Below are 13,818 nucleotides of genomic sequence, written 5' to 3'. Positions count from 1 at the left end.
GTCCACGAAGCCCCACCTTCGTCCTGTGGCCGCGATGGTCCGCAGCCGGCCGTTCGGGCCGGCCAGCTCGTGCCTGCATTCGGCCAGGCGGCGTGTACGGATCCAGTCTCCGAGGCTGATGTCCGACCGGGACAGCACCGTGTAGAGGTGACGTACGGAGATGCTGTGTGCGGCGGCGATCTGTGCCGCAGACAGATCGTTATCAGCCAGGTGTGCTCGGATGTATTGCGTGATCCGCAGGCTGAGTGTCGCCTCCAACGGTGCTCTGGCCAGGCTGGAGTTGCCGTGCTGGGATGCGAGGGCGGCGCGGAGGAGTTCGATCCTGGGTTCCACGACGGCGTGCGACGCGCCCTGGTGCAGGTCGTCGCTGACGGCCAGTTGGGAGAAGTAGGGGAAGGCGAGGCGTGCAATGGGGTTGTCGGGTCCCAGGGGGACCGCGGTGATGTCCCGTAACACCTGATCGGGGAGTGCGAGTGCCGCGCGGGGGAAACGGAAGAAGTGGTTGTCGACTCCCTCGTCGAAGAGGTGTGTGTAGGGGGTGGTCGATTCGTAGACGGCGAAGTCTCCCGGCCTCAGCAGGCACTGGCGATCGTTCTGCACCACGAGGCTGGTGGACATGGTGTCGCCGTGCGCGCGGCCGCTGCGGTCCAGGAAGACCGCGCCGGGCGGGATCCCGCGGCCAGTGAGCGGGACTTGTCCGGCCGATCACGGATGTGGGCTGTCGGGCATGATGCCCGGGTGAGCATCATCGTGAAGTTCTTCGTCGCGCCGGACGACACGGCAGCGAGCCTGGCCCTCCAGACCGGGCCGGGACGGGCATTCGAGTCGCTCTCCTTCGGCAACTTCGATCCTGAAGAGGCCGTGATCGAGTGGGAATGCCTTCTGGCCGGCGGCAGCTTCGAGGAACTCTTCGAGGCCGGTGAACCTCGCATCGTCGCTGGCCAGGACAACGACGGATGCGTCGTCTTCGCGATCTCGCCTCGCCTGTCCACTGCGCTCACGGACGCCACGCACGTCAGGTTGAGCGATGTCGCCGCCTCGTGGACTCAGCTGCGCGCGGAGGACGGCGAGGTCATCGACACTGAGATCGCCGACGCCATCGTGGGTGATCTGGCTGCTCTCGTCAGCAGCGCCCGGCGCCAGAACCAGAGCGTCTACTGCTGGGTCGCGTAGGAGCTCATGTTCGGAGCCAGATGACGACGGCCGCGGCGGTGGCAGTGCCGAGAAAGACGCAACCGCGCTTGTCGTAGCGGGTGGGTGCGCCACGAGGCGCCATGGAATCGAGTGAGGTGAGAGACCTTCACCACCGGGTTGTCGTAGCAATCCGGTTGAAGCTGGGGGCAGTTCGGTTCGGGGGATGCCGAGCCGAGCGGCAAGCAGCCCCGACAACGCCGGGACGGGTTGGTACTGCCAGACGACCCGGGTCCGGCTAGCGAGACAGGAAGGTGCACGCGAGAAATCAGTGCCTGACGCCCCGTAATTACGACACCGGCTCGAACCTGGCGGATCTGGGCCGGACGCAGTGCACGACCACCAGCGCTCCTCGGTGGTCGACTCCGAAGCCGACTCCACTCATCGGTGGGGAGGCCACGCCGAAAGTCTGCGGCGTAAGTGTGGCGATGCTGCCGGGGTAGAGCTGGGCACCTCACCTGTCGATCGATTCGTGGTGAACGTGGGAACTGTCCGCGGTCGCCCCTATATCGGACGTCCAGTCCGATCGGGGGCAGGTCCATCGCCGGCTGATGGCCGTCGGGCAGGACGGAGGCTCCGTAGTACTCCGAGGCCGGGAAAGCCGGTCACATGGGGAAGGGGTCCAGCAAGTCAGCAGTAAGGAGAGTGGAATGCCAGGAGGTCGTCGCCGGTGAATACCGACGAGCTGGAATGGGCCTTGATGAAGGCCGAACGCCGGGTACTGGAGATCCAGACCAAGCTGCACCGTTGGGCTGCCGATGATTCTCATCGCAGGTTCGACGACCTGTTCAACCTCGTGGCCGATCCCGCCTTCCTGTTGGTGGCGTGGGACCGTGTCCGGGGAAACAAGGGTGCCCGCACGGCCGGAGTGGATGGGAAGACCGCCCGCTCCATCGAAGCCGGGCAGGGAGTCGAGGCGTTTCTCGACAAGCTACGGACCCAGGTCAGAGACCGCAGCTTCCATCCGGTTCCTGTCCGCGAGCGGATGATTCCCAAGGCGAATGGCAAGCTTCGTCGTCTGGGGATTCCGACCGTGGCGGACCGAGTGGTCCAGGCGTCCTTGAAACTGGTGCTGGAGCCGGTATTCGAAGCGGATTTCCTCCCGTGTTCCTATGGGTTCCGCCCGAACCGCCGAGCTCACGATGCGATCGCCGAGACCCGCTACCTCGCCAGCCACGGATACGAGTGGGTGGTGGAGGGCGACATCGCGGCGTGCTTCGACGAGATCTCGCACCCGGCCCTCATGGAGCGGGTGCGGAATCGAATCGGGGACAAGCGGGTGTTGTCCTTGGTGAAGGCGTTCTTGAAGTCCGGGATCCTGTCCCGTGACGGAGCTTTCACGGACACACGCACCGGGACCCCGCAGGGCGGGATCCTGTCGCCGCTGCTGGCCAACATCGCACTCTCGGTCCTGGACGAGCACATCGCCCAGGGCCCCGGAGGACCAGATGGCACCTCCGAGGATCGGCACAGGAGACGGCGCCGAGGATTGCCTAACTACCGGCTGGTCCGGTATGCGGACGACTTCCTCGTACTCGTCTTCGGGCGCCGGGAACATGCCGAGGAAGTACGCGACGAGGCCGTAGAGGCATTGAAGCCAATGAGCCTTCGCCTGTCGGTGGAGAAGACAAGTATCACGCACATTGACGAGGGCCTTGATTTTCTCGGATGGCGCATCCAGCGTCACCGGAAAGTTGGCACTGATCGGCAGTACATCTACACCTATCCGGCGCGGAAATCAGTGCGTTCCGTAACGGGCAAGGTGAAGGAACTGACCGGACGACAGAACGTCGGCTTGTCGCTGGAGTCCTTGCTCAACCGACTGAACTCGGTGTTGCGGGGATGGTGCGCGTCTTTCCGTCCCGGAGTGTCGAACGTCGCTTTCTGTCACCCTCAGCCACTACGCGTGGATGAGGGTGACACGATGGATCCGACGCAAGCACCCCGGGATCACTTGGAAACAGCTCCGCCGACGCTATTACGGCGGCCGCTGGTGGCCCGTCACAGAGGAAGCGGAACTGTTCAACCCGGCCAAGGTAAGCACGACCAGATACCGATACCGGGGAAAACTCATTCCGGCTCCGTGGCCCACTACGGCATGAGGAACTGAACACCCCGGAACGGGATTTGTGGAGAGCCCGGTGCCTGGAGACGGACACGCCGGGTTCGGGAGGCGGCTCGGGGAAACCCACTGGTGGAAACACCAGCAGGGCGCCCCGAGTCGACCTCACCGACCGCCCGGGACTGTTTCAGGAGGTTGATCGCCCGCTCAACGGTGTCGCGTTTCTTGTAGCGGACCTCATCAAAGCCGGGTGGCCGTCCACCGCGTGCGCCCTTGCGCAGGCGGGCCGCCTGCTATCGGTCTTCTCCGGGATGGTGTGGCGGATTCCCCGCCGTCGCAGGTACTCGCGGATGGGGCCGTTGCTGTAAGCCCTGTCGGCCGTAAGGCTGTCGGGCTTCTTGCGCGGCCTGCCCAGGCCCGGTCTGGGCACCCGGATCTTCTCCAGGACCGGTTTGAACCGGGTGCAGTCTGCCCGCTGACCTGGAGTGACGATCAGGGACAGAGGGCGGCAGCGGCCGTCCGCGCTCAGGTGGAGCTTGTTGGTGAACCCGCCGCGCGAGCAGCCCATGCCCTCGCCTCCAGCAGAACCTCCACCAGGCGGGCGACGAGACCCTGCCACGGCGTCTCGTCCTGGTGTTCCATCCCTGCGGCCCTCTTTGATCCCGGGGCCGGAGGCGGGTCGGTGCGGGCGCCAGCGGCATGCTGATGCGCACGGACGATAGTGGAGTCGACCGAGATGTCACAGTCGATCTCGCCTGCGGCGTCAGCCGCGGCCTGGACCTGCTGAAGCAGACGTTCCCAGGTGCCGTCGGCCGACCACAGGCGGTGGCGTTCGTAGACGGTCCTCCACGGTCCGAATCGTTCGGGCAGATCCCGCCGCTGCACCCCGGTCCGCACCCGGTGCAGAATCCCGTCGATCACCTGCCGGTGATCCCGCCACCTGCCGCAACGCCCGTTACTGACCGGCGGGAACGGCCGCAGCCGTTCCCACCAGGCATCACTCAGATCACCCCGCCCCATGCCCACAGGAACCGCTCAGGCACGAAGTGGTCACATGATCGGCCGGACAAGTCCTATTCTCGAAGCCGAAGCCGAAGCCGAAGCCGAAGCCGAAGCCGAAGCCGAAGCCGAAGCCGAAGCCGAAGCCGAAGCCGAAGCCAGGGTCAGGGCGGTCAGGCGGTCAGGCCGTCAGGGACCTCCACATCGTCAGCGGTCGGTCCTCGACCGTGACCTGGTCCTCGTGGCCGTGGCCGTCGCGGATCACGATGATCCTGTACTTGTCCTGGTGGAACACCCAGAACAGACTCATGCCGTTGATCCGCTGCATGTCCGGTACCGCGAGGAACTCGTCAACGCGGGTGAGTCCGTCCAGCGATCGCCACACGTCGAGGCCGCGGTCGCCGCGCTCGAGGCTGTCCCGGTGCGTCCTGCCATCGGCGACCGAGATCAGGCGGTAGATCTGACGTTCCATCAAGGTGTGGAACACCCAGTACCAGCTCTTGCCGTCGACCTGCTGCATGTCGGGGACCGGCAGGAAGGCGTCCACCCTCTCGATGCCGTTGAACGAGACCCAGGCGGAGAGCGAGCGGTCCGGGAGGTCGATCGCTGCGCTCTGCTCGGGCGGGAGTCCGGACTCGGCACCGTCGGCGATCGCGATCTTCCGGTAGACCTGCCGGCCTTCGACTGTGTGGAACAGCCAGAACCTGCTGCGGCCGTCGATCCGCTGCTCGTCCGGGACGGGCAGGATCGCGTCGACCTTCTTCACCCCGGCATAGCATGGCCAGGTGGTCAGCGGCCGGTCGGGGCGTTCACGGACGTCCTTGTGCTCGTCCCCGTCAGCGATGGAGATGGTCCGGCAGACGGCGCCGTCGCTGCCCGTCCCGTACGCCCAGTACCAGCTCTTGCCCATGTCTTGCTGCATGTCGGGGATGGGTAGGAAGGCATCGGTCGGCCGGACATCGGCGGGCGGCTTGTCGGTGAGCCGGCCGTCACCGAGCAGCCGCAGCAGGGTGAGCGAGGGTACGAAGGCGTAGACGGACCCCTCGGTGACGACGAACTGGCTCAGGCTCAGTTGAGTGGTCTTGCCGGGTGTCTCGTAGCTGAGCTTTCCGGCGGCACCGACCATTCCGTCGGGGCCGGGCTTGTTAGGCCGGTTAGGCGGAAAGTCTGGGCTGTCGATCCACGCCTTCTGGATGAACTCGAACTGCTGCACTAGGTCCGACTGGTAGCAGACGAAGAGCAGGCCGCGCTTCTCGTCGGGCCCGCCGGGTCCCGCCGCAGCGGGGTCGAAGGGTGCACCGTACGGGGCTCCTCGGCGGATGATCCGGCGGCGGTCCATCACCGGATTCTCATCGAACGGCGGATCGCCAGGCTTCTCCTGCAGGCCGTCCCGGGGGTTGGTCTTGCGCAGATGCGAAAAGAGCGGGGTGATGAAGCCTTCAGGGTCGTTGCGGTATCCGAAGTCGTTGTCGTCGCCGGCCAGCGCGTTGGATGGCCTGTCGGCATTGGGGCACGTGGCGACGGGGGTGCCAGAGCGCCACCGGCCGACGAGGCGGGCCGCCAGCCACTCCGAGGTGGCCTCGCCTGGCACCACCTTGGCCTCCTTGAGTACCTTCAGCTGCCCGGCGACCTGGGACCAGAAGCCCGGGACATCCTGGCCGAGCCGCCGTACCACCTGGAAGGCGCCGTTGTCGGCCCAGTCGGGCGTCTCGTGTGGCGCGCCGCCGACGCGGTCGTGGCCGACGACGAACTCGCCGGGCGGGATCAGCCGGGTGCCGTGGTGGCCCTTTACGTACTCGGGCTTGAAGGGGTCCGGCTCGTCGAAGCCGATCACGCCGGGCTCGCTGACGCCGTCCTTGAAGCCGAAGTGCTCCTTACCCCTCCTGCTGCCGGACAGTGTGGCGGTGTCCTGCTGGAACACGATTACGATCTTGGCCGCGGCGCATGCCTCGCGCTGCTGTCTGACCGTCGCCTGGAGGTCCTGGACGGTATCGGAAGCGACGGTGAGCACGGCGTGGACGACCTGGCCCTTGCCGTTGCCGAAGAGCCACATCTCCGGCGAGCTGTCGCCGGTGTCCCCGAGCGCCCGCTTGTCCGAGCCCTGTTTGAAGGCTTCCAGGCCGCTGCCGGGCTTGACGAAGGGCAGTGGGTCCTTTCCGGTCAGCTCCCGCAGGCCCGCGCAGGTGAAACCGACGTTGATCCAGGTGGCTTTGAGCGCCTTCGGGTCGTCGCCGACCGACGCCTTCCTGGCCTCGCTGAAGGCGGCGTTGAAGGTCGCCACCTGCCTCGTCGTGGAGATCTGCGGTTCCAGGGCCTTGACCCAGGTGCGCGCCCTTGCCGGGTCCTCGAACTTGAGGAACAGCAGGGTCATCTGATCCTTCTTGAAGCCAGCGATCACATCGCCCTGGATGTCGTCGCTCTCACGCAGCTTGAGATCGCCCACCATGTTCTCTCCAGAAGATCGACTCTTCCACGCCAATGTCGCGCATAGTGATCAATAAAGTACGCAGCACGCGCATACTCTTCCACTGGCCGACCGGCCGATGAGGTCATCCGCCACCCGTTCGCTGTCTATGAATACGCTGGTCGGCGGCATGGGAGATGGGATGGGGCGCTGTCGGGCAGTCGTTATCACTCGCCTGCATGTCTCAGGGCGACAGTCGGGCGACACACCGGAATACTGAAACTCATCACTGTGTGTGAATGTGTGGCAATCCTGGAGCAGTCAGTCCCGACGCGTCCCCAGTCGGAACGCCACGCCGTCCTCTCCGCAACAAGGAGTCCCATGTTCCGCAGTAGCCCACCCCTGCCCGCCCGTCGACGGCTCGCCAGTGCAATCTCGGTCTGCGCTGCCACCGCAATGGCCGCGTCCATGGCCCTGATGTCGGCAGACCCCGTACTCGCCCACACCGGTCACGGCGAGGAGGGCGATACTTTTCCATACGGCTCTGCCTCCCGGGCGGCAACCGCACCGGTCGCCGTCGACCCGGCAGAGGCCGCGACGCTCGGCAAGAAGCACGCCGAGGAGCACGCCCGTACCCGGAAGGCTCTGGCCGCCGTCGGCGAGTACCCGCAGACCACCCGTACGGAGCGGCTCAAGTCGCTGACCGCCTCCCAGGAGAAGATCAACGCACCCTTCGACGCCGCCGAGTTCGGCCGGTTCCGGGAGTACTTCCAGTCCCCCGATTTCGCGGCCCATATCGCACTGCTGCCCACGGGCAAGGTCCTGCTGTTCTCATTCGAGCGGATCGAGACCAACCCGCAGAAGGAACCCGCCCCCACCGATACCATCGGCAAGGAGAACGCTGGCCGCGCCTGGATCTGGGACCCCACCAAGGGGACGGACCCCAGCGCGTTCTCCGAGAAGAAGCCGCCGGTCATCAACATGCCCGACGGCAAGAACGAGCCCCGCCCGGCACCGTTCTTCTGCGCCGGCCACTCCTACCTGCCCAACGGCATGCTCGGCGTGTTCGGCGGCAACCTCGGCGGCAACGGAGGCTCCGGCGCCAAGTTGTCCCTGGTCTTCGACCCTTGGGCCGAGGAGTGGTACCTGAACAAGGACATGTCCGTCGGCCGGTGGTACCCGAGCGTGGTCACCGGCGCCGACGGACGTCAGGTGATCATGTCCGGTCAGTCAGAGCTCGGCTGGGGCACCCCCACCCCGATCGTCGAGCGCTTCCCCGCCGCGAACCACCCGGTGCCCTTCGACAAGTCGGTCAAGCCGATCGGCTGGGGGGTGGACACGCTCAAGACCGAAGCTCCGTTCAAGTGGGACTATCCGCATTTGTTCTCGCTGCGCGACGGGAAGATCTACGGTCTTGGCCGCTCCACGGACCAGCAATGGCTCTTCGACACCGTGGCCGACACCAAGACCGACCTGCCGAACCGCCCGGACACCAACAAGGACAAGTCCGGCCCGGACGGCGGGGAGTGGCGGCGCAACTACGGCTCCGCGGTCCCCCTGCCGGCCGGCTTCAGAGGCCCAGACTCGGTCCTGGTCCTGGGCGGCGACCGCAACGACCCGAACACCTACCGTCTAGCCGGCGGCAAGTGGAACACCGAGAAGCCCCGCGCCTTCGGCCGTACCCAGGACGACACCCTGCTCCTACCGAACGGCAACCTGCTCACCGTCAACGGCGCCTTCGACATCCGCGACTACGGCAACGGACCGTACAACCCCAACGCCGACCTGAAGTACCGCCAGATCGAACTGCGCGACGAGAACGGCGACTGGAAGCTCGGACCCGCCCAGCGGCTGCCACGCGGCTACCACTCCAACGCCGTGGTCCTGCCGGACGGCCGAGTCATGATCACGGGTGACGAGCTCCAGCAGCTCGCCAACGACCCCGACGTCACCGACAACAACAACGGCAGCATCGAGATCTACGAACCGGCCTACCTCCACCAGGGCAGCCGCCCCGCGCTCGGGCTGATCTTCAACCCCACTGTCGGCTACAACGAGAAGATCACGGTGAGCACCAGTACGCCCAGCGACGTCACCCGCGCCGTGCTGCTGGCCCCGACCACCTCGACCCACTCGATCAACACCAGCCAGCGTCACCTCGAACTGCGTATCAAGAGCCGCAGCGGCAACTTCCTGGAGCTTCAGGCCCCGCCGACCGCCGCCGCGGCCCCGCCCGGCCATTACATGCTTTTCCTCCTCAACGAGGAGGGCGCACCGAGCAAGGCCGGCTGGGTTCAGCTCAAGCCCCAGACCGCCGCGGGCGCCACCGCCGCCAAGGGGAAGGCGGGTGACTGACACCCAGCCCGTAGCGCAGGCCCTGTGTACGGACCGCTTCCCACCGCGCCCGCTGCTGCCTGTGGTGGAGCCAGCCGCCGTCGGCCAGCAGTAGCGAGCGTGCCGAAGGCAATCAGGATCCACCAGTGGGCCAGCAGCCAGTTGACGACGGCCACCTGGACGACGGCGAGGACCGCGGTCACCAGGAAGCCGACCAGCCGGTCGTCCGCACGCCGGCGGTGCTTGCCCGGCCTGCGGGTCCGTCTCCGTGCCGAACTCGCACGATGCGATTGGCTGGCCCCGGCTCGGCGGCCTCGAAGGAGAAGCGGGTGCCTGTCGCATGGCCTGCTGCACTGGGTGTCGTCTGCCACGAGAGTGGCGGCGGTTCTGTTCGTTTGCCCCAGCAGGGCACAAGGTAGTGCGAGCCACGGAAGGTGGAGGATAGGCCATTCCTCCCAAGGGTTCTGGCGGGGTCGAAACCGGCTGACAGTCTCCTCATGTCCATGGCAGGAGTCGTAAGCGAGAGGGGACAGCTATGCAAATCCGAGGGCTCGTCAGGGGTCCGCGACAGTGGTGGGCGTCGCGGCACTGATCGGAGTGGCCACCGTGACGTCAGCGTCGGCGGCGACCATCGTTTCACGGGGATGACAGGGCCGAAGCGTGGGCGGGAGGGGACGGGGAGAAATCGTCAAGACTTGTGGATCGAGTCAGGTTGCTGTTGATCTGCATGTGGGAGTCGACGGCTCGCTGCGTTCCGAACACGGCGGGTTCGTCCCCGTTCGGCAAGCGGGTCGTGGGGTCGCCGCCGTCCTCGGGTTCCGGAGTGCCGCCGGGCAGGCAGGCCCGCGCCGGTGTCGGGGTCGATGAACTGGGTGCAGCGCAGTATTGGACCTCGTCGAATGGGTCCGCACGGGCAACTCCGTTGGGGTGTTCCGTCCTTTTCTGACGGAAGGGGGGCGGAGCGGTCACTCAAGAAGCATTGTCAAAACTTGTGGAACGATCGGCCGTCGTCAGGCGGATGCGCTTGAGTCTCCCGTAGGGGGAGACTCCAAGGTGGGGTCATGGACGGCGAAGCGCTCTACTCGATCGGCGAACTGGCCCGGCGGACCGGCCTGACCGTCAAGACCATTCGGTTCTACTCCGATCGCGGGATCGTGGCGCCGACGGACCGCAGCCCGGCCGGCTACCGCCTCTACGACATCGACGCCATCGCGCGCCTGGACCTTGTGCGGACCCTGCGGGACCTGGGGGTGGACCTGCCTACGATCCGCAGGGTCGTGGACCGGGAGCTCTCGCTTCCCAAGGTCGCCGCAACGCACGCCGAAGCCCTGGCCGTACAGATCCGCGTCCTGCGCCTGCGGCATGCGGTGCTGACGGCGGTGGCCGAGCGCAGGCTCACTGCTGAAGAGACGGATCTCATGCACAAGCTGGCCCAGCTCTCCGAGGACGAACGCCGACGCCTGATCGGGGACTTCCTCGATGCCGCCTTCGGCAGTCTCGACACCGACTCCGCGTTGGCGGGGATCAGGCGCTCGATGACCCCCGAGATACCCGACAGCCCGGAGGCAGACCAGATTCGGGCATGGGCGGAGTGGGCCGAACTGGCCGCAGACCCGGATTTCCGCGTCAGCGTGCGGCGGATGGCCGAGGACCACGCGGCCGAACAGGCACACGGCGACACCACGGGCCCGCGCCGCGACCTCGGTGCAGTCGTCCGTGACCGGGTCAGCCCCGCCTTGGCGGCGGCCATCGCCCCGACTTCGCCCCAAGCCGATCCGATCGTTGCGGCGCTTGCGGCTCACTATGCACACGTCCTCGGCCGCACGGACGACATCGAGCTGCGCCGCCTGCTGCTGGTCCGGCTGGAGAGTGTGGGCGACCCACGACGGGATCGGTACCTCCAACTGCTCGCAGTGATCAACGGCTGGCCCGCTCCGGAGAGCCTGGTGCCGGCGTTCACCTGGTCCATCGAGGCCGTGCGCGTCCGAATGGAACGGTCGTGAGCCGGGGACGGTCGGCGTGGGCGCGGAACACCGCCGCATACGATCGGCAGGTGAGAGACATCGTCATCCTGCATGCGGGCGCGACGCCGTCCGCTCCCGCCCTCGTCCTTCGTCCCTGATGCATGGAGCACGTTGCTGCCCTCGTCGACGTGTTCCAGGATCCCGTACTGCGCCACTGGACCAGCTCGGCCGTGGAGAACGAGGGCGATGCGATGCAGTGGGTGCGAGGCCAGGAGCGAGGCTGGGCAGCGGGGGACCGGTTCGGGTTCGCGGTTCTTGAAGCGCAACCCGATTCGCCCCAACCCCAGTTGGTGGGCCACGTGGTCCTCAATGAGGTGGCCTCCGGCAAACCGTCGGCCGAGGTGGGCTGCTGGACTGCGGCTCATGCCCGCGGGCGGGGTGTGGCGCCGCGCGCTTTGGAGGCTCTCACGTGGCTCATGGACGAGGCGGGTGCCGGGTCGGGCCATCTGGCTCGCAGCCACGCGCCGGATCGATTTGGAAGCCCAGCTCGGCCCGTTGTCGGGGGCACTGGGCGTCCTGCAATGCGCCGCCGCGGCTGCCCATCTGGAGAGCGACGCCACCGGGAACGTACTCGCCACCGCTGGAGGCCCTCGCCACGACGCGGCAGCCGCTCTGCTGCTGACCCCTTGACCGACCATTCGTCAATCCACGCAGGAGCGAGGGGAAAACCAATGACCGCTGCGACCGTGAACATCGAGGATCTCCGCGCTCTGATAGCCGGCGTACTGGAGACCGAACCCGAGGAGGTCACCGACGAGGGGCACTTCACCGACGAGCTCGATCGACTCGCTGCTGATGCTCGAGATCTGAACCCGCGTGGAGAATGCGTACAGCGTCCCGGAGAACGCCGTGGTCATCAGCGGTGCCAATACCCTTGCTGAGCTGCATGCCTCGTCATCTCGAAGCTCGTCGGCGAGACGTCGGCTTGCCCGGTCATCCGCCCGAGGCCCCTGAGCGACCCAGCGGCGCGCCTGTTCATGTTCCCCACGCCGGCGGCTCACACCTGCTCTACCGGGGCTGGGCGGAGTACTTCCCGAAGGACTGGGAACTCTGTCTCCTGGAGGCCCCCGGCCGAGGCCAGCTACAAATACTGCCGCTGATCGACGACTGCGATCGGCTGGTCGACTACTTCCACACCGCTATCGCTCCACTGTTTGACCGGCCCTTCGGGTTCTTCGGCCACAGCATGGGCTCACTCGTCACCGCCGGCCACTGCTCAGGCCAGCGGTGACGACGTTCAGGCGGAGCTGGCCGCAGCCCGGAAGAGGATGGCGCCGTGAACCGCATCAGAAAGATCCAAAGGCAACTCTACGGGCGAGCCGGATTCGAACTACTCCGCAAAATGATCCTGCTTCAGTGACACTCCGCGACCCGAACTGGCACTACTCAGGCCTGGGTTGAGTACGTGTGCTCATACCCGGTGCCCGCTGCGCGGCCAGTATTGGTGCAACGGCGCAGCCGAGAGCGCCGGTCTGATCCAGCTGAGCCTATTAGGGGAATTTCTCATGTCGCGACGTATCGTTTTGTCCCTGGCCGCCGGTGTCGTAGTCCTCGCCGGTGCCGGAGCGTTCGCTGTCGCCTACGCCGGGGACCAGTCTCCTTCTGTGGCGCACAGCGCTGCCCGCTACGCTGCCCCCGACGGCGACCGCGGCGGCTCGTTGACCTTCACCACTGACGTAACGGCGTCCTCTGGCGTCAAGGACGTGAAGGTCCTGGCCTGGCCGGCGAACTCGTCCTTCGCCAAGCAGGAGCTGACCGCCAAGGATATGGCCGCCGCGGAGCCGGCCGTCTGCAAGCCGTCCGGTGAGGACACCGTGCGCTGCACCCATACCGCCACCGTCACCCGCGCCGAAGCCGACGAGTCCCCGCGCGGTCTGTGGCACGTCGCCGTCCTGACCACCGCCGAGGACGGCGACACGACGCTGGACACCAAGGCGGCCGACTTCACAGTTGTGTGATCCAGACACGCACGTGATCATGGCAAACACAGTCGGGGCCGCGTGCGCTCGCATCTCCGGGGCAGAGAAAGCAGGTCATGATGTCGGCGGACGAGCCGTTGCGGATGTCGGTCGACGGTGAAGAGTTCGAGGTCAGCCAGCCGGACGACAGCCCGGGCACCTACGACTTCACCTGGCTGACCGGGCCCGACCCACAGTACGGGTTCGGGTTCCGCAGCCATCCTCCGGTGCAAGTCGGCAGGGCCGACCTCGAGGAGGCCATTCGGGACTTCCTCTCGCAGGTGGACCCCGACACCGGACACATCGAGTGATCACCAGTCCAGGACTGCACCGCGTGCTGCTCGGCCTCTACAGGTCATCTTTCCCAGCGGGTTCGTAGGCGGCGAGGGCCGTGGAGCCAGGCGACGGCAGACTCGGCCCCCCGGCCCCCGCCCAGGCGAGCCATGCGGTTGTCCGCGCTGGGTGATCTTCGGGACGATGCCGCGCTCGCGCAGCCGACGACAGCACAGGTCGTGGTCTTAGCCAAGACTCCCCCCGTTTTCGAGTTCCCGCAAAACCTGCGCGACGCCCAGGTTGCTCTCCTGGAGACCCGGACCCGGTACGAGGAGTACGCCAAGACGTTGCCGTTGTCCGCACCGGCCAGCTCCGGGTACACGGAGGAGCAGCACGCCGCGGTTGCCCGGTTCCGGGCGGACATCCTCGACCTGTCGGTCACGGTGGAGACGCACTCGTTCTGGGGCACCCTTGACCGCGAGCAACTGGTCGCGGCCCGTATGGCGCTGAAGCATTGCCACGAGCTGGCCGACACCGAGGCGTAGCCGTGCCAGCCCCGGGCGGCAAAGGGCC

13 protein-coding genes and 3 pseudogenes are annotated in these 13,818 nt (G+C 66.7%); 10 read left to right on the top strand and 6 right to left on the bottom strand.

What is annotated here, in order from left to right:
• A pseudogene (locus tag OG524_RS03555) lies at nt 1–612 on the bottom strand (AraC family transcriptional regulator); the annotation flags it as partial.
• A gap of 126 nt (nt 613–738) precedes the next feature.
• On the opposite strand from OG524_RS03555, the gene OG524_RS03550 reads away from it, so the two are divergent.
• Nucleotides 739–1,173, top strand: a complete 435-nt coding sequence (locus tag OG524_RS03550) for a hypothetical protein (protein WP_405809027.1) — start codon at nt 739–741, stop codon at nt 1,171–1,173.
• A gap of 688 nt (nt 1,174–1,861) precedes the next feature.
• Complete coding sequence (ltrA, locus tag OG524_RS03545) at nt 1,862–3,301, top strand: group II intron reverse transcriptase/maturase (RefSeq protein ID WP_405809026.1); 1,440 nt, start codon at nt 1,862–1,864, stop codon at nt 3,299–3,301.
• Between the two features lie 139 nt (nt 3,302–3,440).
• On the opposite strand, the gene OG524_RS03540 is transcribed toward ltrA, so the two are convergent.
• The 3 genes from OG524_RS03540 to OG524_RS03530 all read right to left on the bottom strand — a co-directional run bounded on the left by OG524_RS03540 (nt 3,441) and on the right by OG524_RS03530 (nt 6,698).
• Complete coding sequence (locus OG524_RS03540; protein WP_405809024.1) at nt 3,441–3,821, bottom strand: transposase; 381 nt, start codon at nt 3,819–3,821, stop codon at nt 3,441–3,443.
• Nucleotides 3,779–4,273, bottom strand: a complete 495-nt coding sequence (locus tag OG524_RS03535) for an IS5 family transposase (protein WP_405809022.1) — start codon at nt 4,271–4,273, stop codon at nt 3,779–3,781. The genes OG524_RS03540 and OG524_RS03535 overlap by 43 nt, the downstream gene beginning before the upstream one ends.
• Before the next feature lie 160 nt (nt 4,274–4,433).
• Complete coding sequence (locus OG524_RS03530) at nt 4,434–6,698, bottom strand: Dyp-type peroxidase (protein ID WP_405809020.1); 2,265 nt, start codon at nt 6,696–6,698, stop codon at nt 4,434–4,436.
• A gap of 339 nt (nt 6,699–7,037) precedes the next feature.
• Here OG524_RS03530 and OG524_RS03525 point away from each other — a divergent pair, with 339 nt between their 5' ends.
• From OG524_RS03525 to OG524_RS03510, 4 genes and pseudogenes are all read left to right on the top strand, one after another.
• The gene (locus OG524_RS03525; protein ID WP_405392407.1) at nt 7,038–9,011 is read left to right on the top strand and encodes a galactose oxidase-like domain-containing protein; all 1,974 of its coding nucleotides are present in this window, start codon (nt 7,038–7,040) and stop codon (nt 9,009–9,011) included.
• Between the two features lie 1,040 nt (nt 9,012–10,051).
• The gene (locus OG524_RS03520) at nt 10,052–10,993 is read left to right on the top strand and encodes a MerR family transcriptional regulator (RefSeq protein ID WP_405392408.1); all 942 of its coding nucleotides are present in this window, start codon (nt 10,052–10,054) and stop codon (nt 10,991–10,993) included.
• A 122-nt stretch (nt 10,994–11,115) separates the two neighbouring features.
• A pseudogene (locus OG524_RS03515) lies at nt 11,116–11,379 on the top strand (GNAT family N-acetyltransferase); the annotation flags it as partial.
• A gap of 64 nt (nt 11,380–11,443) precedes the next feature.
• On the top strand, nt 11,444–11,644 hold the full coding sequence (locus OG524_RS03510) for a hypothetical protein (RefSeq protein WP_405812547.1): 201 nt from the start codon (nt 11,444–11,446) through the stop codon (nt 11,642–11,644).
• 11 nt (nt 11,645–11,655) lie between these two features.
• Here OG524_RS03510 and OG524_RS03505 read toward each other — a convergent pair whose 3' ends face one another.
• The gene (locus tag OG524_RS03505) at nt 11,656–11,871 is read right to left on the bottom strand and encodes a hypothetical protein (protein ID WP_405812546.1); all 216 of its coding nucleotides are present in this window, start codon (nt 11,869–11,871) and stop codon (nt 11,656–11,658) included.
• Between OG524_RS03505 and OG524_RS03500 the strand changes: the two genes are divergently transcribed.
• The 3 genes from OG524_RS03500 (at nt 11,838) to OG524_RS03490 (ending at nt 13,283) form a co-directional block, all read left to right on the top strand.
• Nucleotides 11,838–12,245, top strand: coding sequence for a thioesterase II family protein (locus tag OG524_RS03500; RefSeq protein WP_405809017.1), 408 nt, complete (start codon nt 11,838–11,840; stop codon nt 12,243–12,245). The two genes, OG524_RS03505 and OG524_RS03500, sit on opposite strands and share 34 nt — an antisense overlap.
• 274 nt (nt 12,246–12,519) lie before the next feature.
• On the top strand, nt 12,520–12,972 hold the full coding sequence (locus tag OG524_RS03495) for a DUF5707 domain-containing protein (RefSeq protein WP_405392410.1): 453 nt from the start codon (nt 12,520–12,522) through the stop codon (nt 12,970–12,972).
• Between the two features lie 77 nt (nt 12,973–13,049).
• Nucleotides 13,050–13,283: a hypothetical protein gene (locus OG524_RS03490; protein WP_405392411.1), complete on the top strand. Its 234-nt coding sequence runs from the start codon at nt 13,050–13,052 to the stop codon at nt 13,281–13,283.
• A gap of 50 nt (nt 13,284–13,333) precedes the next feature.
• Here the strand turns inward: OG524_RS03490 and OG524_RS03485 are convergent.
• Nucleotides 13,334–13,490, bottom strand: a pseudogene (locus OG524_RS03485) (IS5/IS1182 family transposase); the annotation flags it as partial.
• Here OG524_RS03485 and OG524_RS03480 point away from each other — a divergent pair.
• The gene (locus OG524_RS03480; protein ID WP_405392412.1) at nt 13,416–13,790 is read left to right on the top strand and encodes a hypothetical protein; all 375 of its coding nucleotides are present in this window, start codon (nt 13,416–13,418) and stop codon (nt 13,788–13,790) included. The pseudogene OG524_RS03485 and the gene OG524_RS03480 sit on opposite strands and share 75 nt — an antisense overlap.
• The last annotated feature ends 28 nt before the right edge of the window (nt 13,791–13,818 follow it).

The sequence above is a fragment of the Streptomyces sp. NBC_01520 genome, assembly GCF_045040375.1.
Classification (GTDB): Bacteria; Actinomycetota; Actinomycetes; order Streptomycetales; family Streptomycetaceae; genus Streptomyces.
Note: the sequence above shows the minus strand (reverse complement) of the source record. Positions and strands in the feature narration are given on the sequence as shown.

Coding starts and splice junctions, on each gene's coding strand:
- OG524_RS03540 (WP_405809024.1), bottom strand. CDS start 3,821: ATGGGCTGCTCGCGCGGCGGGTTCACCAACAAGCTCCACCTGAGCGCG.
- OG524_RS03535 (WP_405809022.1), bottom strand. CDS start 4,273: ATGGGGCGGGGTGATCTGAGTGATGCCTGGTGGGAACGGCTGCGGCCG.
- OG524_RS03530 (WP_405809020.1), bottom strand. CDS start 6,698: ATGGTGGGCGATCTCAAGCTGCGTGAGAGCGACGACATCCAGGGCGAT.
- OG524_RS03525 (WP_405392407.1), top strand. CDS start 7,038: ATGTTCCGCAGTAGCCCACCCCTGCCCGCCCGTCGACGGCTCGCCAGT.
- OG524_RS03520 (WP_405392408.1), top strand. CDS start 10,052: ATGGACGGCGAAGCGCTCTACTCGATCGGCGAACTGGCCCGGCGGACC.
- OG524_RS03500 (WP_405809017.1), top strand. CDS start 11,838: ATGCGTACAGCGTCCCGGAGAACGCCGTGGTCATCAGCGGTGCCAATA.
- OG524_RS03505 (WP_405812546.1), bottom strand. CDS start 11,871: ATGACCACGGCGTTCTCCGGGACGCTGTACGCATTCTCCACGCGGGTT.
- OG524_RS03495 (WP_405392410.1), top strand. CDS start 12,520: ATGTCGCGACGTATCGTTTTGTCCCTGGCCGCCGGTGTCGTAGTCCTC.
- OG524_RS03490 (WP_405392411.1), top strand. CDS start 13,050: ATGATGTCGGCGGACGAGCCGTTGCGGATGTCGGTCGACGGTGAAGAG.
- OG524_RS03480 (WP_405392412.1), top strand. CDS start 13,416: ATGCGGTTGTCCGCGCTGGGTGATCTTCGGGACGATGCCGCGCTCGCG.